Source organism: Enterobacter cloacae complex sp. GYL001 (assembly GCF_049237125.1).
Taxonomy (GTDB): domain Bacteria; phylum Pseudomonadota; class Gammaproteobacteria; order Enterobacterales; family Enterobacteriaceae; genus Enterobacter; species Enterobacter hormaechei_C.
The window spans coordinates 64,526-89,265 of the sequence record NZ_JBMKGW010000006.1; the positions used below are offsets into that span (position 1 = coordinate 64,526).

General features: G+C 56.0%; 24 protein-coding genes. 18 read left to right on the top strand and 6 right to left on the bottom strand.

Going from position 1 to position 24,740, the window contains the following annotated elements:
* Positions 1-191: 191 nt before the first annotated feature.
* The gene (gene sbmA / locus ACOTWU_RS12915; RefSeq protein ID WP_003859162.1) at positions 192-1,412 is read left to right on the top strand and encodes a peptide antibiotic transporter SbmA; all 1,221 of its coding nucleotides are present in this window, start codon (positions 192-194) and stop codon (positions 1,410-1,412) included.
* A gap of 12 nt (positions 1,413-1,424) precedes the next feature.
* Positions 1,425-2,522, top strand: a complete 1,098-nt coding sequence (locus tag ACOTWU_RS12920) for a DUF1615 domain-containing protein (protein ID WP_017383149.1) — start codon at positions 1,425-1,427, stop codon at positions 2,520-2,522.
* On the opposite strand, the gene ACOTWU_RS12925 is transcribed toward ACOTWU_RS12920, so the two are convergent.
* Positions 2,523-2,825 carry a DUF2755 family protein gene (locus tag ACOTWU_RS12925; protein ID WP_003859159.1) on the bottom strand — a complete coding sequence of 101 codons (303 nt, stop codon included), beginning with the start codon at positions 2,823-2,825 and terminating at the stop codon, positions 2,523-2,525. It lies immediately after the preceding gene.
* A gap of 248 nt (positions 2,826-3,073) precedes the next feature.
* Here ACOTWU_RS12925 and ACOTWU_RS12930 point away from each other — a divergent pair, with 248 nt between their 5' ends.
* Entirely contained in the window at positions 3,074-3,295 is a 222-nt protein-coding gene (locus tag ACOTWU_RS12930; protein WP_015571318.1) for a DUF2754 domain-containing protein, read from the top strand.
* Between the two features lie 3 nt (positions 3,296-3,298).
* On the opposite strand, the gene ddlA is transcribed toward ACOTWU_RS12930, so the two are convergent.
* On the bottom strand, positions 3,299-4,396 hold the full coding sequence (gene ddlA, locus ACOTWU_RS12935; RefSeq protein ID WP_017383150.1) for a D-alanine--D-alanine ligase: 1,098 nt from the start codon (positions 4,394-4,396) through the stop codon (positions 3,299-3,301).
* Between the two features lie 103 nt (positions 4,397-4,499).
* On the opposite strand from ddlA, the gene ACOTWU_RS12940 reads away from it, so the two are divergent.
* From ACOTWU_RS12940 to adrA, 5 genes are all read left to right on the top strand, one after another.
* A complete protein-coding gene (locus tag ACOTWU_RS12940; RefSeq protein WP_023296003.1) occupies positions 4,500-5,183 on the top strand; it encodes an extensin family protein in 684 nt (227 codons plus the stop codon).
* A 169-nt stretch (positions 5,184-5,352) separates the two neighbouring features.
* Positions 5,353-6,567, top strand: coding sequence for a multidrug efflux MFS transporter (locus ACOTWU_RS12945; RefSeq protein ID WP_015571317.1), 1,215 nt, complete (start codon positions 5,353-5,355; stop codon positions 6,565-6,567).
* A 208-nt stretch (positions 6,568-6,775) separates the two neighbouring features.
* On the top strand, positions 6,776-7,036 hold the full coding sequence (gene iraP, locus ACOTWU_RS12950; protein WP_003859148.1) for an anti-adapter protein IraP: 261 nt from the start codon (positions 6,776-6,778) through the stop codon (positions 7,034-7,036).
* A gap of 293 nt (positions 7,037-7,329) precedes the next feature.
* On the top strand, positions 7,330-7,650 hold the full coding sequence (gene psiF / locus ACOTWU_RS12955) for a phosphate starvation-inducible protein PsiF (protein WP_032102863.1): 321 nt from the start codon (positions 7,330-7,332) through the stop codon (positions 7,648-7,650).
* A gap of 102 nt (positions 7,651-7,752) precedes the next feature.
* Complete coding sequence (adrA, locus tag ACOTWU_RS12960) at positions 7,753-8,856, top strand: diguanylate cyclase AdrA (protein WP_126499267.1); 1,104 nt, start codon at positions 7,753-7,755, stop codon at positions 8,854-8,856.
* A gap of 16 nt (positions 8,857-8,872) precedes the next feature.
* Here the strand turns inward: adrA and proC are convergent, their stop codons facing one another.
* Positions 8,873-9,682 carry a pyrroline-5-carboxylate reductase gene (proC, locus tag ACOTWU_RS12965; protein WP_015571314.1) on the bottom strand — a complete coding sequence of 270 codons (810 nt, stop codon included), beginning with the start codon at positions 9,680-9,682 and terminating at the stop codon, positions 8,873-8,875.
* Positions 9,683-9,779: 97 nt separating this feature from the next.
* Here proC and ACOTWU_RS12970 point away from each other — a divergent pair, with 97 nt between their 5' ends.
* From ACOTWU_RS12970 to ppnP, 5 genes are all read left to right on the top strand, one after another.
* A complete protein-coding gene (locus tag ACOTWU_RS12970; RefSeq protein WP_003859141.1) occupies positions 9,780-10,238 on the top strand; it encodes a YaiI/YqxD family protein in 459 nt (152 codons plus the stop codon).
* 144 nt (positions 10,239-10,382) lie between these two features.
* Positions 10,383-10,907: a shikimate kinase AroL gene (gene aroL / locus ACOTWU_RS12975; RefSeq protein ID WP_017383154.1), complete on the top strand. Its 525-nt coding sequence runs from the start codon at positions 10,383-10,385 to the stop codon at positions 10,905-10,907.
* A gap of 44 nt (positions 10,908-10,951) precedes the next feature.
* The gene (gene yaiA, locus ACOTWU_RS12980) at positions 10,952-11,143 is read left to right on the top strand and encodes a protein YaiA (protein WP_003859135.1); all 192 of its coding nucleotides are present in this window, start codon (positions 10,952-10,954) and stop codon (positions 11,141-11,143) included.
* A gap of 236 nt (positions 11,144-11,379) precedes the next feature.
* The gene (locus tag ACOTWU_RS12985) at positions 11,380-12,057 is read left to right on the top strand and encodes an AroM family protein (RefSeq protein WP_040117257.1); all 678 of its coding nucleotides are present in this window, start codon (positions 11,380-11,382) and stop codon (positions 12,055-12,057) included.
* Between the two features lie 71 nt (positions 12,058-12,128).
* Entirely contained in the window at positions 12,129-12,416 is a 288-nt protein-coding gene (gene ppnP, locus ACOTWU_RS12990; RefSeq protein WP_003859131.1) for a pyrimidine/purine nucleoside phosphorylase, read from the top strand.
* A gap of 47 nt (positions 12,417-12,463) precedes the next feature.
* On the opposite strand, the gene rdgC is transcribed toward ppnP, so the two are convergent.
* Positions 12,464-13,378 carry a recombination-associated protein RdgC gene (rdgC, locus tag ACOTWU_RS12995; RefSeq protein ID WP_126499266.1) on the bottom strand — a complete coding sequence of 305 codons (915 nt, stop codon included), beginning with the start codon at positions 13,376-13,378 and terminating at the stop codon, positions 12,464-12,466.
* 123 nt (positions 13,379-13,501) lie between these two features.
* Between rdgC and mak the strand changes: the two genes are divergently transcribed.
* The gene (gene mak, locus ACOTWU_RS13000) at positions 13,502-14,407 is read left to right on the top strand and encodes a fructokinase (RefSeq protein WP_017383156.1); all 906 of its coding nucleotides are present in this window, start codon (positions 13,502-13,504) and stop codon (positions 14,405-14,407) included.
* A 516-nt stretch (positions 14,408-14,923) separates the two neighbouring features.
* Here the strand turns inward: mak and sbcC are convergent.
* Positions 14,924-18,055, bottom strand: coding sequence for an exonuclease subunit SbcC (gene sbcC, locus ACOTWU_RS13005; RefSeq protein ID WP_040117259.1), 3,132 nt, complete (start codon positions 18,053-18,055; stop codon positions 14,924-14,926).
* The gene (sbcD, locus tag ACOTWU_RS13010; protein WP_040117260.1) at positions 18,052-19,257 is read right to left on the bottom strand and encodes an exonuclease subunit SbcD; all 1,206 of its coding nucleotides are present in this window, start codon (positions 19,255-19,257) and stop codon (positions 18,052-18,054) included. Before sbcD ends, sbcC begins: the two co-directional genes overlap by 4 nt.
* A gap of 187 nt (positions 19,258-19,444) precedes the next feature.
* Between sbcD and phoB the strand changes: the two genes are divergently transcribed.
* From phoB to proY, 4 genes are all read left to right on the top strand, one after another.
* On the top strand, positions 19,445-20,134 hold the full coding sequence (gene phoB, locus ACOTWU_RS13015) for a phosphate response regulator transcription factor PhoB (RefSeq protein ID WP_003859122.1): 690 nt from the start codon (positions 19,445-19,447) through the stop codon (positions 20,132-20,134).
* 21 nt (positions 20,135-20,155) lie between these two features.
* Entirely contained in the window at positions 20,156-21,451 is a 1,296-nt protein-coding gene (gene phoR / locus ACOTWU_RS13020; protein ID WP_023303180.1) for a phosphate regulon sensor histidine kinase PhoR, read from the top strand.
* A gap of 409 nt (positions 21,452-21,860) precedes the next feature.
* Positions 21,861-23,180: a branched-chain amino acid transporter carrier protein BrnQ gene (gene brnQ, locus ACOTWU_RS13025; RefSeq protein ID WP_003859118.1), complete on the top strand. Its 1,320-nt coding sequence runs from the start codon at positions 21,861-21,863 to the stop codon at positions 23,178-23,180.
* 81 nt (positions 23,181-23,261) lie between these two features.
* Positions 23,262-24,635 (top strand): proline-specific permease ProY, encoded by a 1,374-nt coding sequence (gene proY / locus ACOTWU_RS13030; protein ID WP_017383160.1) that lies wholly within the window; start codon positions 23,262-23,264, stop codon positions 24,633-24,635.
* The last annotated feature ends 105 nt before the right edge of the window (positions 24,636-24,740 follow it).

The window sequence follows — 24,740 nt, forward strand, 5'->3', positions numbered from 1 at the left end:
CCGTATGATAGACGCTACGATCGCTGTTGCGAATGAAACGCACCGAAACAATTCCTGAAAACTGTGAAGCGAACTAATAATTCACCCGCAGGTCTCACTTTTTTGCCTGAGCCGGGAGGCTGGCACAGGCAAGGTTTCGTGTGGCGATATGTTGAACACAGCAACAGCCATAACAACAAGAAGGAAGCACAATGTTTAAGTCTTTTTTCCCAAAGCCGGGGCCCTTTTTCCTATCGGCATTTATTTGGGCACTGCTGGCTGTCATTTTCTGGCAGGCCGGTGGCGGCGCGTGGCTGACCCGTCTTACGGGGGCAACGGGCGACATTCCCATTAGCGCAGCGCGCTTCTGGTCCATGAGCTATCTGCTTTTCTACGCTTATTACGTGCTCTGCGTAGGGCTTTTTGCCATGTTCTGGTTCGTCTATTCTCCTCACCGCTGGCAATACTGGTCGATTCTCGGCACGTCGTTAATCATCTTTGTCACCTGGTTCCTGGTGGAGGTGGGCGTAGCGGTAAACGCCTGGTATGCGCCGTTTTACGATCTGATCCAGACGGCGCTGAGTTCGCCGCATAAAGTGACCATTAACCAGTTCTACCATGAGGTGGGGATCTTCCTCGGCATCGCCCTTATCGCCGTGGTGATTGGCGTGATGAATAACTTTTTCGTCAGCCACTATGTGTTCCGCTGGCGTACCGCGATGAACGAACACTATATGGCACACTGGCAGCACCTGCGGCATATCGAAGGTGCCGCACAGCGTGTGCAGGAAGACACCATGCGTTTTGCCTCTACTCTGGAAGATATGGGCGTGAGCTTTATCAACGCCATCATGACGCTGATCGCCTTCCTGCCGGTGCTGGTGACGCTCTCGTCGCACGTTCCGGAGCTGCCGATTGTCGGCCATCTGCCCTACGGCCTGGTGATTGCTGCGATTGTCTGGTCGCTGATGGGAACGGGGCTGCTGGCGGTGGTGGGGATCAAGCTGCCGGGGCTGGAGTTTAAAAACCAGCGCGTGGAAGCGGCCTACCGTAAAGAACTGGTGTATGGCGAAGACGATGCCAACCGTGCGTCACCGCCTACCGTGCGTGAGCTGTTTGGCGCCGTACGTCGTAACTATTTCCGCCTCTATTTCCATTACATGTATTTCAATATCGCGCGCATTCTTTATCTTCAGGTTGATAACGTTTTCGGGTTGTTCCTGCTGTTCCCGTCCATCGTTGCGGGTACGATTACGCTCGGTCTGATGACCCAAATCACCAACGTCTTTGGTCAGGTTCGCGGTTCGTTCCAGTATCTGATCAGCTCCTGGACTACGCTGGTGGAGCTGATGTCCATCTACAAACGTTTACGCAGTTTCGAGCGTGAGCTGGACGATAAGGACGTGCAGGAAGTCACCCATACATTAGGTTAAAAAGGAATTGCTATGCCATTTGCCGTACCACGTGCATTACCGCTGACGTTACTCGCCGCTTTTGTGCTGGCGGGCTGTGCCGAAAAAGGGGCTGCCCCGCTCAAAGAAGGGGAGAAGCCCGTTGATGTGGCGAGCGTGGTGCGGCAAAAGATGCCCGCCAGCGTGAAGGATCGCAGTGAGTGGGCTGATGCGCTGGCAGCGACCTTCAAAAGCCAGAAGATCGCGCCTACCGAGGAGAATATCTGCTCGGTGCTCGCGGTGGCGCAGCAGGAATCGATGTATCAGTCAGATCCTGTAGTGCCTGGCCTGAACAAAATCGCCTGGAAGGAGATCGACCGCCGGGCCGAATCGATGCATATCCCGGTTTTCCTGGTGCATACCGCCCTTAAAATCACCTCGCCAAACGGTAAAAGCTACAGTGAACGGCTGGATACGGTGAAAACCGAGAAACAGCTTAGCGCCATTTTCGATGATTTCATCAATATGGTGCCGATGGGGCAGAAGCTGTTTGGCTCGCTAAATCCGGTGCATACCGGCGGTCCGATGCAGGTCAGTATCGCATTTGCGGAAAAGCATACCGACGGCTATCCGTGGGATATCGACGGTACGGTACGTCAGGAGGTCTTCTCCCTGCGCGGTGGGCTGTGGTTTGGGACGTATCACCTGCTGAATTATCCGGCCAACTACGATAAACCGCTGTATCGCTTTGCCGACTTTAACGCGGGCTGGTATGCCAGCCGAAATGCAGCCTTCCAGAATGCGGTAAGCCGCGCCAGCGGTGTGAAGCTCGCTTTGGACGGCGATCTCATTGCTTACGGCAGCAGTGAGGCCGGGACCACCGAACGTGCGGTGCGAAAACTCTCGACGAAGCTGGAGATGAGCAACAGCGACATTCGCCGACAGCTGGAGAAGGGCGACAGCCTGGCGTTTGAGAAAACGGATCTGTATAAGCAGGTCTTTGCGCTGGCCGAGAAGAAAAGTGGAAAGGCTTTACCCAGAGCCATTCTGCCAGGCATTCAGCTGGAAAGCCCGAAGATCACGCGTAACCTGACGACCGCCTGGTTCGCGAAACGCGTTGACGATCGTCGGGCACGCTGTATGGGACTGTAATCAGTGGCGGTTGCGCCAGCGCAGGACAAGGGCAATCACGCCCAGAACCATGCTGCCCGCGAGGAAGGGAATGAGTCCAAATACGGTGCTCACGCCTAAACCGATTTCAACGCGCGGGCGGCCTGTATCCTGCACCTGCATCAGATGCTCATACACGCCAGGGGCATGCACCAGCATATTCAGCAGTTGGGTTCCTGCCCAGAAACAAAACAGAACAAACAGGGCATAGGCAATATTCCCCGCCGTGGAGGTTTTTGGTTGTTTTCCGCCAAAAATCGGTTTCGACAATGTAAAGTCTGCCATAAGACCTCCCGATAATATCACTCTGTTTTAATACGCGTCGTACAGGGTGAGTGTGACAGGTCATAGCATTTGTCAATATCAGAATCGTGGGAAATTCGGCTCAGGATTTCTCCTGGATTGTCGATTTCTGCATCACGTCACAAATTGATAACATAAGTGAAACTGCGCTGCATTTCAGAATTTACGTATCCGCCACAGACGCCTTTATCAAACTGTGAGAGGATAGTTTTTTTTCTGCCGGAGTTGTCATGAAGCTCACTTCCAAATTACGCCGTGACTGGCATTACTACGCCTTTGCGATCGGGCTGATCTTTATTCTCAACGGTGTTGTCGGGCTGCTGGGATTTGAAGCGAAAGGCTGGCAAACCTATGCGGTTGGGCTGGTAACCTGGGTAATCAGTTTCTGGCTGGCGGGATTTATTATCCGCCGTCGTCCCGATGAGACGACGACGGCAGAGAAAGCTGACTAACCGTTAGTTAACGGAACTTTTCAGGGCGCTGTCAGCGGCGTGACGTTCCAGCGCCAGTTCAATCAGGCGGGTGATCAGTTCCGGATAGCTTATCCCGCTGGCCTGCCACAGCTTCGGGTACATGCTGATATTGGTAAAGCCCGGCAGAGTGTTGATTTCGTTAATCACCACCTCGTTATCCGGCGTCAGAAACACGTCGACGCGCGCCATCCCACAGCATCCCAGCGCCTGATAGGCTTCAACGGCGATCGCCCGGATCTTGTCGTTAACGTCAGGATCGAGCGCGGCGGGAACCACAACCTGGGCACCTTTGTCGTCAATATATTTGGTGTCGTAGGAATAGAAGTCACTGTTCAGTACCACTTCACCACAGGTACTCGCCTGCGGGAAGTCGTTGCCCAGTACGGCGCACTCAATTTCACGACCGTTAATTCCCTGCTCAACCACCACCTTATGGTCAAATTCAAAGGCCAGACGAACGGCATCGTTAAACTGCGCTTCGCTGGTGACTTTGCTGACGCCGACGGACGAGCCCTGATTCGCCGGTTTCACAAACAGCGGCAGGCCGAGTTGCGCCTGGATCTGCGCGAAGCTGTGTTTATCGCGGTTGGCGCGAGTGAGCGTCACGAACGGCGCAATATTCAGACCGGCGTCGCGCAGGAGACGTTTTGTGACGTCTTTATCCATGCAGGCGGCAGAGCCCAGCACATCGGAACCGACAAATGGCAGGTTCGCCATCCGCAACATGCCTTGCAGGGAGCCGTCTTCGCCCAGCGTGCCGTGAACGATAGGGAATACAACGTCAATCTGTGCCAGCGCCTGCGCGTTCCCGGCATCGATAAGCTGTCCCTGTTCCACGCCTGGAACCGTTGCGACGCTGACATCAGAAGGATTAAGGGCAATGTGCGCCGGATCGTCAGCGTGTAACAGATACTGGCTGGCATCGTTAACATGCCACTGGCCCTGTTTATCAATGCCCAGCAGCACCACGTCAAAACGGCTTTTATCAATCGCATCAACGATATTTTTAGCCGATTGCAATGACACCTCGTGCTCTGCCGATTTTCCCCCAAAGACAATACCTACGCGCTGCTTTGCCATCTCACTCTCTTCCAGTCTGACGAAAAGCCCATAACATACCACGATGCCCGGCGGGTTTCGCGGCCTTCTGCCATAATGTTTTGGGGATGCTGAAGGGGGGCGCGTGAAAGGAAAAGGTCTGCTTATTCTTATTGTTATTGCCGGGATCGCCACGGTGGGCTACCGCTGGTTGCCGCCGTATTACAATCCTTTCGTGCCGCTTACGCTTGACGATCCGCCCGGAAAAATAACCCAGTTTAAACTTCGACGTTTAACACCGAAGGCATGCGAAAGCCTGTTAGCGCAGGCGAATCAACGCCAGCTTATCCGTACCCAGGCTGTCGCTGACAGCGCCGGTGAGTGTCCGCTGAGTAACGTGGTGCGCGTGCGCGATTTTGGCCCGGTGAGCCTGAACAGCAGCTTTCTGGCCAGTTGTCCGCTGGCGTTAAGTTCGGCGCTGTTTGTCAGCCAGCAGGCCCGACCGCTCACCAAAACCTGGACCGGAAGCGAGCTTACGCGTATTGAACATCTGGGCAGCTTCGCCTGCCGCAATATCTACAGCCGCCCGGATGCGCGGCGCAGCGAACATGCCACGGCGGATGCGCTGGATATCAGCGCTTTCAGGCTGGCAAATGGACAGCGCGTTACCGTCCTGAACGGCTGGAAAGCGGAAAAGACGCAGCCCTGGCTACAGGCCCTGCTCTCGGCAAGCTGTGGCTATTACGGTAACGGTCTGGGGCCGGACTATAATGCCGCCCATGCCAACCATTTCCATCTGGGGATGCGCGGCTATGGATTATGTCGATGAAGCATAATCTTCCGCCAAAAATTGGATAAATTGTGACTTATTTCACAAATATGATGACTGGGAAGATAAAACACCAAAGTCTGCAAGGCCGCATCTCTGGCGCTATGTCATTGCGCGTAACTTGCTAATCTGTCGGCGAATTCGCCTAAAAATGAAGACTATTTCTGTTATGGAATCCTGGAAAGTTAATCTCATTTCAGTCTGGTTCGGCTGCTTCTTCACCGGACTGGCTATCAGCCAGATATTGCCCTTCCTGCCGCTGTATGTGTCGCAGCTGGGAGTGACTTCCCATGAAGCGCTCTCGATGTGGTCCGGCCTGACGTTCAGCGTGACGTTTCTGGTCTCCGCCATTGTGTCGCCGATGTGGGGCAGCCTGGCGGATCGCAAGGGGCGCAAGTTGATGCTGCTCCGCGCCTCGCTGGGGATGGCGATAGCCATTTTGCTCCAGGCCTTCGCCACCAACGTCTGGCAGCTGTTTATTCTGCGGGCGATAATGGGGCTGACCTCCGGTTACATTCCGAATGCCATGGCGCTGGTGGCCTCACAGGTACCGCGTGAGCGAAGCGGCTGGGCGCTCAGCACGCTTTCCACGGCCCAGATCAGCGGGGTCATTGGCGGCCCGCTGCTCGGCGGCTTCCTGGCGGACCATGTCGGGCTGCGTGCGGTCTTTATCATTACCGCGATCCTGCTAACGATCAGCTTTCTGGTCACCCTTTTTCTGATTAAAGAGGGCGGGCGGCCTGTTGTCAGTAAATCCGAACGCCTGAGCGGAAAAGCGGTTTTCGCCTCGCTGCCTTATCCTGGCCTGATGATTAGCCTCTTTGTGACGACGATGGTGATCCAGCTCTGTAACGGTTCGGTAGGGCCGATTCTGGCGCTGTTTATCAAGTCGATGGCGCCGGACAGCAGCAACATTGCTTTTCTGAGCGGGATGATTGCCGCGGTGCCGGGCGTGTCGGCGCTGATGTCTGCTCCGCGTCTGGGGAAACTGGGCGACAGGATCGGTACGGCACGTATTCTGATGGCAACGCTCATCATTGCGGTGATCCTTTTCTTTGCCATGTCATTCGTCACCACACCTCTTCAGCTCGGCATCCTGCGCTTCCTGCTTGGCTTCGCGGATGGCGCCATGCTGCCCGCTGTTCAGACGCTGCTGGTGAAATATTCCAGTGACCAGGTAACCGGCCGCATTTTTGGCTACAACCAGTCGTTCATGTATTTAGGCAACGTAGCGGGCCCGCTTATCGGCGCCTCGGTCTCGGCAATGGCGGGTTTCCGCTGGGTATTTGCCGCGACGGCGGTGGTGGTCCTGCTGAATATTATTCAACTGGCCTTTGCCTTGCGACGCCGCAGGCGAATCGCCGAGGCAAAGTCGGCCCGGTAAACACGATAATATATTATTTATTCTTATGAACGCCGCATTTTTATATAACGAAATGCGGCGCCTTTCTTTCAGAAAAACGTTTCGCTTTCGCGCTGAAATATCTTTTTTGGCAGCGATGTCACTTTTGCATAAGATAAAGCCAATCCATGCTTTTCATTATTCAGAGAGGGTGTTAATTTCAGGGGAAATCACATAAGGAAATAGCACCATGAAAAATCTCATTGCTGAGTTGTTGGTTAAGCTTGCCCAAAAGGAAGAAGAGTCGAAAGAGCTGGTTGCCCAGGTCGAGGCGCTGGAAATCGTTGTGACGGCGCTGCTGCGACAGATGGCAAAACCGGAGCAGGAGGCGTTGATCGACAACGTTGAAGGCGCGCTGGAAAAAGCGCGTCCTGATTCCCAGGTGCCTGCGGAAGATGCGGAGCTGCTTCAGCAATACGTAAAGAAGCTTTTAAGGCATCCTCGCAGCTAACCTGTCTGAGGTGAAATGACGTGTCACAGAATTGTCATGCAGGATGCCTGGCGTCGCTCTGTTTTTATTTTTACACATTTATGCAGGGAAAATTAAATTGAGACAGAGCACACCTTTCACCGCATAATTTCTGTTATTAATTACCGCCTCCCCCCGGCGAAACCGGTTAATGAATATTGTGCCGATACAGGGCTGAAATAACCGCAGAGCCCGGCGAAAATCAGAGTCGCAGGGTGGTTTTTTTCCCGTAACGAGCCAGACTTAACGTGGAACTTCATATAAAGGATGGTGCAATGAAAACAACAATACTGGTTACCCTGCTCTCTGGCCTGTGTCTGATCGCCTCAGCACACGCGGAAGAGAAAACGTTAACGCCCCAGCAGCAGCGCATGACGACCTGTAACCAACAGGCGACATCGCAAAGCCTGAAAGGGGATGCCCGTAAAACGTACATGAGCGACTGCCTTAAAAATGGTGCGGCTAAACCCGGTGTAAAAAGCCTGACCCCACAGCAGCAAAAAATGCGTGAGTGCAACGCCCAGGCGACACAGCAGATGCTGAAAGGCGACGATCGCAGCAAGTTTATGAGCGCGTGCCTGAAAAAACAGGCGTAGTGCTAACGGGTGAGTCACGGCTGTGGCTCACCCAAAATTTCATACTTTCCCCGCTATCCCCCTCTCTATAATTTGGGAAAATGTTTCAGAATATTCCCAAAAATGATGAATGATGAGTTTTATGACAATCACGAGAACATTCGGGAAGCGTGGCACCAGCAGCTTTCTCAGGATGATTCATACCGTTCCGGTCTGCGATTTGCCCGGCGAATACGGCTGGCACGCATCGTTGGTCTGGCGGCGCTATTTGTTCCGCTTGCCAGCGTCCTGGTGAGCCAGTTTCTTTCCGGCGTCTGGTGGTTATTGCTGGTGGGCTGGGTCTTTGTCTGGCCCCATCTGGCCTGGCAGCTGGCTTTTCGTTCGGCTGAACCCCACATCAGTGAAATTGTTAATCTGAAAATCGATGCCATTATTGCCGGTGTCTGGATGGGGCTAACAGGGTTCAATGCGCTACCAACGGCGACGCTGATCGTGATGATCGGCATGAATATGATGGGATCGGGGGGATGCCGGTTATTTCTGACAGGACTCGCGCTACTTGCCCTGTCTGCCCTGTTGACCGTGCAATCCACGGGTACTCCTGTGGTATTGACCTCTGAACCGCTGGCGTTGTGGCTGACGCTCCCCGTGCTGGTGGTCTATCCCATACTGTTTGCCTGGCTCAGCCACCGCACGGCGATCCGTCTGGCAGAGCATAAGCGTCGGCTTGAGCTGATGAGTACCCGCGACGGAATGACCGGCGTATTCAATCGCCGTCACTGGGAAACGCTGCTACGTAACGAATTTGAGGCCTGCCGTCGAAGCCATCGACAGGCGACGATACTGCTCATCGATATCGATCACTTCAAGACGATCAACGACACCTGGGGGCATGACGTGGGAGATGAAGCGATTGTCGCCATCACGCGCCAGCTTCAGCTGACCCTACGCTCAGGCGATTATATTGGCCGTTTTGGCGGGGATGAGTTCGCGGTGATCATGTCCGGCACGCCTGCCGACAGCGCGATTGCTGCGATGTCGCGCGTCCACGAACGGCTGGTCAACATGCCGCTGCACGGAGCACCTATGGCGAGGTTGTGTATCAGCGTTGGGGTTGCCCCCTGGGGGGCGCAGTTCACCCACTATCGTGAATGGCTAAAGGCGGCGGACGTGGCCCTCTATAAAGCCAAAAATGCCGGACGGGGCCGCACCGAAGTGGCCGCCTGACGCCCGGCGTAGCGCATCAGGACTTACTGAGCTTCTCTGATTTTTCCATGCATTTTTCCATCGCCTCGATCACGGCGGAGCGGAACCCGCGATCTTCCAGCACGCGCACGGCTTCAATGGTTGTGCCCCCCGGTGAGCACACCATATCTTTCAGTTCGCCCGGATGTTTACCTGTTTCCAGCACCATTTTGGCCGAACCCATCACCGCCTGCGCTGCAAATTTGTAGGCCTGCGCGCGCGGCATTCCACCCAGTACGGCGGCATCGGCCATGGCTTCGATAAACATAAAGACATACGCCGGGGCAGAGCCGCTCACGCCGACTACCGGGTGGATCATCGGTTCGGCAATCACTTCCGCTTCGCCGAAGCAGCGGAAAATATTCAGTACATCCGCCACGTCTTCAGATGTGACCAGCGCGTTCGGGGTAACGGATGTCATACCGGCATTCACCAGCGACGGGGTGTTTGGCATGGCGCGAACAATCTTACGGTCGTGGCCCAGCGCGCGGGCGAGCTGATCGAGGGTCACGCCTGCGGCAATCGATACCACCAGGGTCTCTTTGTTAAGGCTGGAGGTGATCTCGCTCAGGACTTTAATCATGATATTCGGCTTAACGGCGCCAAAGACAATATCCGCCACCTGAGCCACGTCCTGTGCGCTTTCGGCAGCGTTGACACCATACTCATCACGCAGCGCCGCGACTTTATCCGGGGATGGGGTATAGACCCAAATCTGCCCCGGCAACACCTGCCCGCTGGCAATCAGTCCGCCGAGGATAGCTTTGCCCATATTTCCGCAGCCGATAAACCCGATTTTCTTATCCATCACGTCTCTCCGTTATTATGCGTTGTTATCTCTCATTGATAGCTTAACAACGAAATGCAGGCGACAATAGTCACCAGAATCATAATGGGGAGAGACTATGGCGATTTGGGTTGATGCGGACGCGTGTCCGAATGTCATCAAAGAGATTTTATTTCGTGCTGCCGAGCGCGTGCAGATGCCGCTGACGCTGGTGGCAAACCAGAATATCCGCGTGCCGCCCTCCAGATACATCCGTTCTCTGCGCGTTCCGGCCGGGTTTGACGTGGCGGATAACGAGATAGTACGCCTGTGTGACGCAGGAGATCTGGTGATCACCGCGGATATCCCGCTGGCTGCCGATGTACTGGCGAAAGGGGCGGCGGCGCTGAACCCGCGCGGAGAACGCTATTCGCCGGCAACGATCCGCGAGAAGCTCACCATGCGTGATTTTATGGATACGCTTCGTTCCAGCGGCGTGCAAACCGGTGGGCCGGACAGCCTGTCGCAGCGCGATCGCCAGCAGTTTGCCGCCGAGCTGGATAAATGGCTGCTGGAAGTGAAGCGCCGCCCGGCGTAGCCCACCTCCGGGCGGTTTTGTGGTACAGTGTGGCTTCCACAGGCTTGTCATTCCGTACCGCTTTGCAGTAAAGTTAGCGCAACATCTACTGCAATCATTTCTTTACAGCCTTCAGATATCCGGCAGCAAGGGGAACACCTGGTTATGAACCCACCCATCTTTTTAGTTGGCCCTCGCGGCTGTGGGAAAACCACCGTTGGTCTGGAGCTGGCGCGTCTGTGCCAGAGTCAGTTTGTCGATACTGACCATTGGCTCCAGGAGAATGCCGGTAAGACCATTGCCGATATCGTTGAGGATGAGGGTTGGGAGAGCTTTCGTGCGCGTGAAACGGCCACGCTGGAAGCGGTGACCGCGCCGTCAACCGTGATCGCGACCGGTGGGGGCATTATTCTGGCACCGTATAACCGCCAGTTTATGCGCGAAAAGGGTGTCGTGATCTACCTCTGTGCCCCGGTCTCTACGCTGGTGGGGCGGCTGGAGGCGTTTCCGGAAGAGGGACAGCGCCCGGCGCTGACCGCGAAACCGCTGAGTGAAGAGGTCAGCGACGTCCTCGCCGAACGCGATGCACTGTACCGCGAGGCGGCACACCACGTTGTGGATGCGTCAGCGTCACCCGAGAAAGTTGCGATTCAGATTATTACCGCCCTGCGTTTGGCTTGCGCCAGCTAACAGCCGTCTATACTCATAGCTCAGACATAAAAAAAGGATGAGCTATGCCAACCAGACCTCCCTATCCACGTGAAGCCCGCATCGTTACCGTTGAAAAAGGTAACGGCGATCAGACCGTAACCTGGTACCAGCTGCGTGCCGATCACCCTAAACCTGATTCGCTGATCAGCGAACATGAAACCGAACAGGAAGCGCTGGATGCGAAACGGCGCTATGAGGATCCTGAGAAGTCCTGACAGGAATCCGAATTCGTTACAACCGTGCCTGAATCACACTTTTAACATATCGCTGATGTTAAGCAGCAGTTAATATTTAGTTATTACAGGTGGATTCGGAAAGGCCAGTCGATCTTTACATTACGGTGTAGAGATCCCCTGCTACCCTTGGTGCTGTTTTGTTGAAAAAATGAACAGTGCAGCGTAGTGAGCCTGTACCTGTGTGGCAGTTGTGGTAGTAACGGAAGGCGATCAAAATGAAGGCGACGTTGGCGATCCTCACGATTGGTGTGGTGCCTGTAAGCGAAGTATTACCGCTCTTAACCGAGCATGTCTCTGAACAACAAATTACGCATCTCAGTCTGTTAGGGAAGCTGAGTCGGGAAGAGGTCATGGAAGACTACGCGGTCGGAGAGGGGGAAGCTCCCCTGGCAACGTTACTCAGTGACGGTAAACTGGCGCATGTGTCGCGCCAGAAAATCGAACGCGCGCTACAGGGCGTGATCGAAGTGCTCGACAATCAGGACTATGACGTTATTTTGCTGATGAGCACGGCACCCGTTAAAGGGCTCAGCGCGCGTAATGCCATTCTGCTCGAACCGATGCGGATTATCCCCCCGCTGGTGGCCTCAATTGTTGATGGTCATCAGGTTGGGGTCATCGTTCCCGTTGAGGAACTGCTGGATAACCAGACGGTGAAGTGGGCCGCGCTGGAGCACACCCCGCTGTACGCGCTGGCAAACCCGTTCTGGGACAGCGAAGCGAAGCTGATTGCGGCCGGGCAGGAGTTGATCGACAGAGGGGCGGATGTCCTGATGCTCGACTGCCTGGGCTTCCATCAGCGGCATCGTGATTTACTGCAAAAGGCGCTGGATGTTCCGGTGCTGCTCTCTAACGTCCTGATGGCGCGCCTGGCGTCAGAATTACTGGTGTAATGATTTTGCGTGACAGGTCATGAGCATGGCCCCTATAGTGGATTTTTCTCTATAAATATAAGGGCCAGTTCATGCTTCAAAGTAACGAATACTTTTCCGGTAAAGTGAAATCCATTGGTTTTACCAGCAGCAGCACTGGCCGCGCCAGTGTCGGCGTCATGGCGGAAGGGGAATACACCTTTGGCACCGCAGAAGCGGAAGAGATGACGGTGGTCAGCGGCGCGCTGAACGTCCTGCTGCCGGGTGAAACGGAGTGGAAAGTCTATAGTGCCGGGCAGGTCTTCAACGTGCCGGGCCACAGCGAGTTCCATTTACAGGTTGCAGAGCCAACCTCTTATCTGTGCCGCTATCTGAAATAAAAGCATGCCGGGTGGCGCATTCGCTTACCCGGCCTGCGTTTTGCCTGTCAGCGCTGCGCTTCGCCGCCGAGACCTTCCACCAGGTTCTGAATCAGCGCCGCCAGCTCGCCGGTCATCAGGATAAAGTCTGCGTCAAAGCGCTGAGCATAATCTTCGCGGTCGATATCTTCGTTCTGATCGCGCAGTTCATCGCAGAACTTAAGGCGCTTCACGGAGCCGTCATCACACATCACAAACTGAATGCGCTGCTGCCAGTCGAGTGCCAGTTTGGTCACCACTTTGCCCGCTTCAATGTGCACGGCGATTTCGTCGCTCACCAGATCCTGTTTCTTCGCGCGGATCACGCCGCCATCTTCCAGCAGCGCTTTCAGCTCTGCTTCATCGAGGATCTGGAAGCCCTGCGCGGCAGTCCCGCTGCGCACCCACTCGGTCAGGGTCAGCTCAATCGGCGTTTCCAGCGCCAGCGGTACCACCGGTAATGAGCCAAGGCTCTTACGCAGCAGCGCCAGCGTATCTTCCGCTTTTTTGGCGTTGGCGCAGTCCACCATGATCAGCCCGTTAACGGTGTCGATCCACATCATGGTCTGGCTAAAGCGGCTAAAAGCGCGCGGCAGCAGCGAGTGCAGCACTTCATCCTTCAGCGAATCTTTTTCGGTTTTTTTAAGCTTACGGCCCTGTTCAGCTTCCAGCTTGAAGATCTTCGCTTCGAGCGCCTGCTTAACCACGGGCGTCGGCAGGATCTTCTCTTCTTTACGGGCGCAAACGATGATTTGCCCCGTGCTGCTGGCGTGGGTCAGCGCATCGCTTTGAGAACCCATTGGCGGAACCCAGCCGGTTTTTGCCATATCCTGGCTACCGCAAGGGGTAAAGGAGTAAGCGGCTAACTGTTTTTCCATCTCTTCTGCACGCAGCGAAACGTCGCGGCTGAGACGGTAAACCATCAAATTTTTGAACCACAGCATGATAATTTCCACGGCCTTGTCGTTAAATCAGCGGGCATGATAACGAATTGTCGCATCGCTTGCATTGCTAATCGGGAAGCGGGCTTCTACTCTGTTGATAATCAAAATAATGAGGAGTGTCTTGTGCGTATTGGGATTGATTTGGGCGGCACCAAAACAGAAGTTATTGCGCTGAGCGAGCAGGGGGAGCAACTGTTTCGCCACCGTCTGCCTACGCCGCGCGATGATTATCACCAGACCATAGAGACGATTGCCCGCCTGGTCGATATGGCAGAGCAGGCAACGGGCGAGACGGGCACGGTCGGGATGGGGATCCCCGGCTCCATTTCGCCGTATACCGGCGTGGTGAAAAATGCCAACTCCACCTGGCTCAACGGTCAGCCGTTTGATAAAGACTTAAGCCAGCGCCTGAACCGGGAGGTGCGTCTGGCGAATGACGCCAACTGCCTGGCGGTCTCTGAGGCCGTGGATGGCGCAGCGGCTGGCGCGCAGACCGTATTTGCGGTCATTATCGGCACCGGCTGCGGGGCGGGCGTGGCCCTCGGTGGGCGCTCGCATATTGGCGGCAACGGCACCGCGGGCGAGTGGGGGCACAATCCGTTGCCGTGGATGGATGAAGATGAACTCAAATACCGCGCCGAAGTACCGTGCTACTGTGGCAAGCAGGGCTGTATTGAGACCTTTATTTCCGGCACGGGGTTTGCCACCGATTATCATCGTCTGAGCGGTCAGCCGCTGAAAGGTAACGAGATTATGCGTCTGGTTGAGGAGCAGGATCCGGTGGCTGAACTGGCGCTCAGCCGCTACGAAATGCGGCTGGCTAAGTCACTGGCGCATGTGATCAATATTCTTGATCCCGACGTGATTGTACTGGGCGGCGGCATGAGCAACGTCGACCGGCTGTACGCCACGGTGCCAACGCTGGTGAAACAGTGGGTATTTGGCGGCGAGTGCGAAACGCCGATCCGCAAAGCCGTCCACGGAGATTCCAGCGGAGTGCGCGGCGCGGCGTGGCTCTGGCCGGAATAAACGCAAACCGTTTTTGATGTTTGTAGCCTCTCCCCGTGGGGAGAGGCTACCCCAGTAATTTGAAAGCAAAAGCTATAACGTTGCCTCAGAATAACTGAGGGCTTTCAGCGATGCCTCGGTCCGGCTGTAAATCGCTGAGGCGTTTCCTGTAGGCCGGGGCGAGGCGCAGGGATGCGCCGAGAGGGCGGGCTTTACAGGGATGTTACCTCCGCCCGTCCCCGATAAGCCGGAAGGAATAAGCCGAAGGCACCGCGAAGCGGCGATTTTCCGCCGGAAGCCCGGGTCGCCAGGGTGGTGGCGACTGAGCCACCCTGGCACGTTCACCGCTCATGTCGTGACAGAGTAGCAAGGAACATAACGTGAACGGAATGACCACCAGAGCCGTATGTTCCCCCTCACCCCAGCCCTCTCCCTCAAGGGAGAGGGGGCAGTCTGTGCAGGCATTATTTTGTGGGGAACTCTCAGCCCACAGGGAGAGGGCCAGGGTGAGGGCACCAGAGCGCATCATCCCCCCATTTACTGCACCGCAAACTCCCTGTCCAGCCTGCTATATCCCAGCCCGTTGATCTTCTTCACTTTGATCTGCACCGGAATGCGCTCTTTCATTGCCTCTACGTGGCTGATCACGCCGATAGTTTTCCCGGTGGCGTTCAGCGCGTCGAGCGCGTCCAGCGCGGTGTCCAGCGTTTCGCTGTCGAGCGTGCCGAATCCTTCATCCAGGAACAGCGAGTCAATGCGCGTTTTGTGACTGACCAGATCGGAAAGCGCTAAAGCCAGCGCCAGACTGACCAGGAAACTCTCCCCGCCGGAAAGGGTACGCGTATCGCGTACCGCATCGGCCTGCCAGGTATCGACCACTTCCAGCTCCAGCGCGTCGCTGGCTTTACGCTGAAGCAGATAGCGGCCATGCAGACGGTTGAGCTGCTGGTTGGCAAGCCACACCAGATTATCCAGCGTCAGCCCCTGGGCGAATTTACGGAATTTATCGCCGGTGCTGGAGCCTATCAGCGCGTTGAGATAGCCCCAGTCGTCGGCCTGACGCGCCGCCTCCTCAATCTGCTGCATAAGCGCCTGCTGGTGCAGACGGTTATCGGCGTCCTGTTTGAGCTGCTGGCGGATCTCCCCCTGATGCGTGGTGTTGTCCCGAAGCTGTTGCGCCAGCTGGTGTAACTGCGCCTGAAGCGTTGCGGCATCGGTTTCCAGCCCCTCGGGGCGCTGTGCCTGATGCGCCTGAAGCTGCTGGCTTGCCTGCATCGAAAGCGCCGTGGCCTGCTGGAGCTGGTTTTCCAGCGTCTGCTTTTGTTGTTCAAGCTGGTGGATCGACGTTTCATCCAGCAGGGCGGAGAGAAATGCTTCCCGATCGGCAAAGCAGCTCGCGGTCAGCGCGGCGTTGAACTGAGCCTGTGATTGCTGGAGCCGTTCACGCTCAAGCGTCTCCTGTTGCTGTAGGGTGGTGAGCTGACTTTGCAGCGACACGCATTCGTCGTGGATGCCGCGCCAGTTCTCAGGGATAACCGCGTCGGCTTCTGCATCATTGGTAACCGGCAGCGTTTCCAGAATGGGCATCAGGGCGTTAATACCTTCCTGAATCGTACCGTGCTGGGCCTGTTTTTCCTGCCACAGGGTATATTCGCTTTCGCGCGCGCTCAGCCAGGCGCTTTCAGCCCCTTCATCGGGCACGCTAAGCGACAGCGATTGTAACGAGGCCGCCAGCGCCTGACGCGTCGCCGTCAGCTGCTGCTGGTACTGGCGCGCCTGACCTTCCTGTTCATTGAGCTGGTTTTGCAGCGTCAGACGCTGGCTGAGCTGATACAGCTGGCGTTCATACTGTTCCTGTTCGCTCATCCAGGGGGCTATATCATCCTGAATATTCAGCGCTATGTTCAGGGAGGCGCAGACCTCCAGCCACTCCTTAGTAAGTGCTTGCTCTTCCTCAGAGAGAGCCTGTGCTTCCTCTGTCTCGCGCTGGATCTGTTGGGTCAGCGCATTCACCTGCCCGAGCACCAGCAATCCTTCCTCTTTTAGCGCGGCAACCTCTTTCTCCAGCGCGTCGCGGCGGCGCTGATTGTCAGTCAGTTCAAGCGCCTGATACTGCACAACTGCCGGGTGTTCGCGTGAACCGCAGAGCGGGCAAGGCTTACCCGCTTCGAGCTGTGCACGATAGTTCTCAAGATCCTTGATTGTCGCCTCACGCTCACAGAGCGCTTTCAGGTCGGCATAGTGCTGATTTTTCTCTTTGAACTGCTGACGCCGCAGGATCAGCGTTTCATTGAACTTAGCCTGCTCAGCCTGCGCTTTCTGCACGCTTTCCGCATTCTGGCGCAGTCGTTTTTGCAGCGGCTGATAGCGAGCGTGAAGCGCTGTCAGACGCTGGCGGAGCGCCCGCGACTGTGCCTGTTGCTCCATTGCCGTCGCGAGATCCTCAGCCGTCAGCGTCAACCTACTTTCAGGCATCTCAGCCAGCTTCTGACGAAGCTCAGCCATGCGCGCTGACTGGGCAACAAGCTGATTTTTATCGCGACCCAGTTGCGTAAAATGCGCCCGCCAGCCGGCAATTTCCTGCCCCCACTGACGGAAACGATCGTGTTCGGTCAGCCACTGCGTCAGTACCTTGTGCTCTGTCTGCAACTGTTCACGGTTGCGCAGCGCACCGTTGCGAATACGCGAGCGCTGCACCGCTCTGTCGAGTAAGCGAGTATTTACTTCAACAATTCGCTCTGTTGTCTGCGCCAGGCGGGTGGTCTGCTCCTGCTGATACTCCCATAGCGGACGTAGCTGGGCGGCGGGCTGCGCCAGCTTGAGCTTCGCCAGTTGGGGCGCGGCGTCCGTCAGAGCCTGTTGCGCCTGCTGCTGCGAAGCGGCTGCACGCTGCTGCTCACGTATCAGTTCGTCGTTACGCGTAAGCCACTGAAAATCTTTCTGTTGGCTTTGCTGCTGTGCCAGCAGGACTTTTTCTTCGTCAGTAAGTGCCTGCAAACTTTGCTGCAAGTGCTGCTGCTGTTCCTCGCTCAGCAGCACAACCCCTGCGGCCTGCGCTTCGCACATCTCCAGCGCGTTACGTGCCGCTTTGTGTTTTTCAAAAACCATGGCGGAAATCTGGCCGTAAATTTCCGTGCCGGTCAGTTCTTCCAACAGCTCTGCGCGATCGCTCGGTTTAGCATTCAGGAAGGCGGCAAACTGCCCCTGAGAGAGCAACATCGAGCGGGTAAAGCGACCATAGTCCAGCCCGGTAAGCGCGGCGGTTTGTTCCAGCTTATCCGTGACTTTGTCGGCCAGAATTTTGCCGTCTTCGCAGCGGGCCAGCTCAACGCGCGGTGCCTGTAAGTTCCCGTCCGGCTGGTTGCGGGCGCGGTTCTGGCTCCAGAAAGCGCGATAAGCAACACCTTTGACCTCAAATTCTACTTCCGCCAGGCATTCGGCGGTATCGCGCGTCATCAGGTCGTTTTGCGCCTGAGAGACCTTATTAAGACGCGGCGTTTCGTGGTAAAGCGCCAGGCAGATGGCATCCAGCAGCGTGGTTTTACCCGCGCCGGTTGCGCCGGTGATGGCAAACAGCCCGTTGCTGGCGAACGGCTCCGCGGTGAAATCAATTTTCCACTCACCCTTTAGCGAATTCAGATTTTTCAGACGCAGGCTCAGAATTTTCATGCGTTTTCGTCCTCGTCATGGAGGGAATGCAGGGTCTGGGCAAACAGCTCGTTAAGCCTGGTGCGTCTGGCCTCGTCCACCTCTTCATGCGCAAGCCGCCGCGCGAACACCTCTTCAACCCGAAGTTCGCTAAGCGTTTCACGCTGGGCGTTGAGCAGTATTTTCTCGCGCTGCTCGCGGCTGCGGCGTACCAGCAGCACCTCCACGGGAAGGTCTTCCGTCAGCGTCTGTATTTTACGCTGCATATCGTACAGGTAGTCGTCGGTGGTGATTTCGATATCGAGCCAGACGGGGGGATTAAGCGCTGCGCCGCGCCACTGCTCAAGCTGAGCGGTAATGGCGGCCAGATCGCCTTTCAGCACCGCCAGCGGCTGGGTGACCGGCACCTCAAGCGTCTCAACGGCGCTGAGTTTGCCTCCGGTGAAGCTCACCAGATGCACGGATTTGGCTTTGCCCGTTTCGTCAAAACTGAGCGAAATGGGCGAGCCGCAGTAGCGGATATGCTCGCAGCCGCCGATGATCTGCGCCCGGTGAATATGCCCGAGGGCAATGTAGTCGGCGGGGGGGAAGTTTTGCGCCGGAAACGCGTCCAGCGTACCGATATAGATCTCGCGCACCGCATCACTCTTACTGGCTCCGACGGTGGTGAGGTGTCCGGTGGCAATGATCGGAATGGCTTGATCGCCGCGCAGGGCGCAGGCTTCCGTATGTTGCTGGTGATAATAGCGGATGATGGCCTGCAACAGATGCTGCTGTTTTTCGCTGCCGGACAGACCTGCCTGGCTTTGCACGATATCGCGCGGGCGTAAAAACGGAATTGGGCACAGCACTGCGCCCGGCGTGCCGTCGCGCTTTTTCAGGATCTGCGGCGCGTGTCCGGCGCTGGCCACCACGGTGGTATTGAGGAACGCCAGAATATCGCGGGATTCATTCAGCGTCGCCACCGAGTCATGGTTTCCGGCGACAATCACCAGGTGACAACCGGTTTGCTGGAGGTTGACCACAAAACGGTTGTACAGCTCACGCGCATAGCTCGGCGGCGATCCGGTATCAAAAATGTCGCCCGCCACAATAATCGCGTCCACCTCGTGAGCCTGAGCCGTCTCCAGCAGCCAGTTCAGGAACGCTTCATGTTCCGCGGCGCGGCTTTTGCTGTAAAAATTTTGACCCAGGTGCCAGTCTGAGGTGTGAAGTATGCGCATAAAAGATCCGTGGCCATAATAAGAAAGCAGGATTATAAACGTTCGGGGAATGGAAAATAACCGCTGTAATAAAACAACAGTTTGCCATTTATAGTGGTAATGTTTTTCATAAATCTGTCATAAATCTGACGCATAATGACGCCGCATTACAGACTTGTAACTTAAATACGATAAGACAGGGCAAAGTATGGCGAGACGTATTCTGGTCGTAGAAGATGAAGCTCCGATCCGTGAAATGGTGTGCTTCGTGCTTGAACAAAATGGCTTCCAGCCGGTTGAAGCGGAAGATTATGACAGCGCGGTGAACCAGCTGAATGAACCCTGGCCCGATCTGATCCTGCTGGACTGGATGCTGCCTGGCGGTTCCGGATTGCAGTTTATCAAGCATATCAAACGCGAGGCGATGACCCGCGATATCCCGGTGGTAATGCTGACGGCGCGCGGCGAGGAAGAGGATCGCGTGCGCGGTCTGGAAACCGGCGCGGACGATTACATCACTAAACCGTTCTCCCCGAAAGAGCTGGTGGCGCGTATCAAAGCCGTGATGCGCCGTATTTCACCGATGGCGGTGGAAGAGGTGATTGAGATGCAGGGGCTGAGCCTAGATCCTACCTCACACCGGGTCATGACCGGTGAAAATCCCCTCGATATGGGACCGACCGAATTTAAACTCCTGCACTTCTTTATGACCCACCCGGAGCGCGTTTACAGCCGCGAACAGTTGCTGAATAACGTCTGGGGAACTAACGTCTATGTCGAAGACCGAACGGTTGACGTCCATATTCGCCGCCTGCGTAAAGCACTGGAACTGAGCGGCCACGATCGCATGGTACAGACGGTCCGCGGCACGGGTTATCGCTTCTCGACCCGTTTCTGAACAATGACAGGAGTGTGACGCGTGCTGGAACGTCTGTCATGGAAAAGGCTCGTCTTTGAACTGATCTTATGCTGTATTCCTGCCCTCATTCTGGGGGCTATCTTTGGCTATCTGCCGTGGTTTTTACTGGTGGCCGTGACGGGATTGCTCGTCTGGCATTTCTGGAATTTACTGCGTCTCTCCTGGTGGCTGTGGGTCGACAGAAGTATGACCCCCCCGCCGGGAAGCGGGAGCTGGGAACCGCTACTCTACGGCCTGCACCAGATGCAGATGCGTAACAAAAAACGCCGTCGTGAGCTGGGAAGCCTGATCAAACGCTTTCGCAGCGGTGCGGAGTCGCTGCCGGACGCGGTGATCCTGACGACAGAAGAAGGGACAATCTTCTGGTGTAATGGCCTCGCGCAACAGCTGCTGGGCCTGCGCTGGCCGGATGATAATGGTCAGAACATCCTGAACCTTCTGCGTTATCCCGAGTTCACGCTGTATCTGAAAAAGCGGGATTTTTCGCGCCCGCACAATCTGAAGCTCAATAACGGTCGCCATCTGGAAATCCGCGTGATGCCCTACAGCGATCGGCAGTGGCTGATGGTGGCGCGGGACGTTACCCAGATGCACCAGCTTGAGGGCGCGAGACGTAACTTCTTTGCCAACGTCAGCCACGAGCTGCGTACGCCGTTGACGGTGCTTCAGGGCTACCTGGAGATGATGCAGGAGCAAACGCTTGAGGGGCCGCCGCGTGAGAAAGCATTGCATACCATGCGGGAGCAGACGTTCCGCATGGAAGGGCTGGTCAAACAGCTGCTGACGCTTTCAAAGATTGAGGCTGCCCCGTCGCTGGCGCTAAACGACATCATTGATGTGCCGATGATGTTGCGGGTGGTGGAGCGCGAAGCCCAAACGCTGAGTCATAATCAGCACACCCTGAGTTTTGACGTTGATAACACGCTGAAAGTGCTCGGCAGTGAAGATGAGCTGCGAAGCGCTATCTCAAACCTGGTCTATAACGCCGTGAATCATACCCCGAAAGGGACGCATATCGCGGTGCGCTGGCAGCATACCCCGGCGGGCGCTGAGTTTAGCGTCGAGGACAACGGGCCGGGGATTGGGCCTGAACACCTCCCGCGTCTCACTGAGCGGTTCTACCGGGTGGATAAGGCGCGCTCGCGGCAGACCGGCGGGAGCGGGCTGGGGCTGGCAATTGTGAAGCATGCCGTCAGCCACCACGAAAGCCGGCTCAATATCGAAAGCACCCTCGGGAAGGGCACGCGCTTCAGTTTCGTGATTCCGGAACGATTAATTGCCAAAAAAAGCGCCTGACGGCAGATGTGTCAGGCTACCTTTCCACGGGTCAGCGAATGCTGGCCCGTTTGCTTTGCAGTCAAGCGAAACGCGGATGAATATTATACGGTTGGTGCTTTTTTGTTCGCATGATTAGCCATGAGTTTTTCTAATACATGGCATATTATGTTGGTCTGTATTTTCATGCTGGCATATTGTTCTGGTTTTACGATCCCTCCTTGCCTTTAAACGTTATAAGCGTTTAAATTGCCCCCCATATACTGTCAGACCGACTGTATTTGCGTGGTAAATCGAAAAACTATTCTTCGCCACGCCAGGACGGGAGCATATCCCGCTGAAATTGAGCAAATTTTCCGCTGTATCGTCCCGTCAGGGATGGCGAAAATCTCAACGTATTCAACACCACATCCACAGGCAGTAAGGTTTTATGACCCATCACTTGAAATCGCGTGACATTATCGCGCTGGGCTTTATGACATTTGCGCTGTTCGTTGGCGCAGGTAACATCATTTTTCCTCCAATGGTTGGCTTACAGGCGGGTGAACACGTCTGGACGGCTGCGTTTGGCTTCCTGCTTACTGCCGTGGGCCTGCCGGTACTGACCGTTATCGCGCTGGCGAAAGTCGGTGGCGGTGTGGACAGCCTCAGCACCCCGATTGGCAAAGTGGCTGGCGTTCTGCTGGCAACCGTCTGCTATCTGGCCGTTGGCCCGCTGTTCGCGACCCCTCGTACGGCGACCGTCTCCTTTGAAGTGGGTATCGCTCCGCTGACCGGTGACGGCGCGATGCCGCTGTTTATTTACAGCCTCATTTACTTCGCCATCGTGATTCTGGTTTCTCTCTATCCGGGCAAACTGCTGGATACCGTGGGTAACTTCCTGGCACCGCTGAAAATTGTGGCGCTGATCGTGCTGGCGGTTGCGGCTATCGTCTGGCCTGCGGGGCCCATCAGCTCCGCGATGGACGCTTATCAGAACGCGGCGTTCTCAAACGGTTTCGTGAACGGCTATCTGACGATGGATACGCTCGGTGCGATGGTGTTTGGTATCGTTATCGTTAACGCCGCGCGTTCCCGCGGGGTGACCGAAGCGCGTCTGCTGACTCGCTACACCATCTGGGCTGGCCTGATGGCCGGTGTCGGCCTGACGCTGCTGTATCTGGCGCTGTTCCGTCTGGGTTCAGATAGCGCAACGCTGGTCGATCAGAGCGCAAACGGCGCGGCGATCCTGCATGCTTACGTGCAGCACACCTTTGGTGGTGCAGGCAGCATGCTGCTGGCGGCGCTGATTTTCCTGGCCTGTCTGGTGACGGCGGTGGGTCTGACCTGCGCCTGCGCGGAGTTCTTCGCTCAGTATCTGCCGCTCTCTTACCGCACGCTGGTGTTTATCCTCGGCATCTTCTCCATGGCGGTGTCAAACCTCGGTCTGAGCCACCTGATTCAGGTGTCAATTCCGGTGCTGACGGCGATCTATCCGCCATGTATCGTGCTGGTGGTGCTGAGCTTCACCCGCCCGTGGTGGCATAACTCGACGCGAATTATTGCGCCGGCCATGTTTATCAGCCTGATTTTTGGTATCCTTGACGGGATCAAAGCATCAGCATTTGCAGAAATCCTGCCAGCCTGGACACAGCGTCTGCCGCTGTCCGAGCAGGGCCTGGCCTGGCTGATGCCTTCCGTTGTAGCGCTGGTTCTGGCGATTATCTGGGACCGTGCGGCAGGGCGTCAGGTGACATCCAACGCCCATTAATCAACGGCAACAAATTGTTTAACCACGGGGCTTAAGGCCCCGTGGTTTTTTGTTTTTTTCGTGTTGAATGGCAAGATTTTAATGGAAAGCACTAACAAACTTAAACGTGGATTGAGCACCCGCCACATCCGCTTTATGGCGCTGGGCTCGGCTATCGGCACCGGTCTTTTTTATGGCTCGGCAGATGCCATCAAAATGGCCGGTCCAAGCGTTCTGCTGGCCTACATCATCGGCGGCGTGGCGGCCTATATCATCATGCGTGCGCTGGGGGAGATGTCGGTTCACAACCCCTCTGCCAGTTCCTTCTCCCGCTACGCACAAGAAAACTTAGGCCCGCTGGCCGGGTTTATCACCGGCTGGACCTACTGCTTTGAAATCCTGATTGTCGCCATTGCCGATGTGACGGCGTTTGGCATCTATATGGGGGTCTGGTTCCCCGCCGTGCCGCACTGGATCTGGGTACTGAGCGTGGTGCTGATCATCTGCGCCGTCAACCTGATGAGCGTGAAGGTGTTTGGCGAGCTGGAGTTCTGGTTCTCCTTCTTCAAGGTCGCGACCATTATCATCATGATCCTCGCCGGTTTCGGCATCATCATCTGGGGTATCGGCAACGGTGGGCAGCCAACCGGCATCCATAACCTGTGGAGCAACGGCGGCTTCTTCAGCAACGGCTGGCTCGGGATGGTCATGTCGCTCCAGATGGTCATGTTCGCCTATGGCGGTATTGAGATTATCGGCATCACCGCCGGGGAAGCGAAAGATCCGGAGAAGTCCATTCCGCGCGCCATCAACTCGGTGCCGATGCGTATCCTGGTGTTCTACGTGGGCACGTTGTTTGTGATTATGTCCATCTACCCGTGGAACCAGGTGGGCACCAACGGCAGCCCATTTGTCCTGACTTTCCAGCATATGGGCATTGCGTTTGCCGCCAGCATTCTCAACTTTGTGGTACTGACCGCCTCGCTGTCGGCCATCAACAGTGACGTGTTCGGCGTGGGTCGTATGCTGCACGGCATGGCGGAGCAGGGCAGTGCGCCGAAGGTGTTTGCCAAAACGTCGCGTCGCGGCACCCCGTGGGTAACGGTGCTGGTCATGACCGTGGCGCTGCTGTTCTCGGTTTACCTGAATTACATCATGCCGGAGAACGTCTTCCTGGTGATTGCGTCACTGGCGACCTTTGCGACGGTGTGGGTATGGATCATGATCCTGCTGTCGCAGATTGCGTTCCGTCGCCGCCTGTCGCCAGAAGAGGCCAAAGCGCTGAAGTTTAAAGTGCCGGGCGGCGTGCCAACGACCATTGTCGGTCTCATCTTCCTGGTCTTCATCATTGGCCTGATTGGTTATCACCCGGATACCCGTATTTCCCTGTACGTGGGCTTCGCGTGGATCGTCCTGCTGCTGGTGGGCTGGATGTTTAAATGTCGCCGCGATCGTCAGCTGGCGGAAGCACAGTAAGGTAAAAATGCCGGGTGGCGCTGCGCTTACCCGGCCTACACTCCCTTTTGCCCTGGAAAAAATCTCCTCCTCCGTTCTCCTCCCCCAATAATCCCGAACACGATG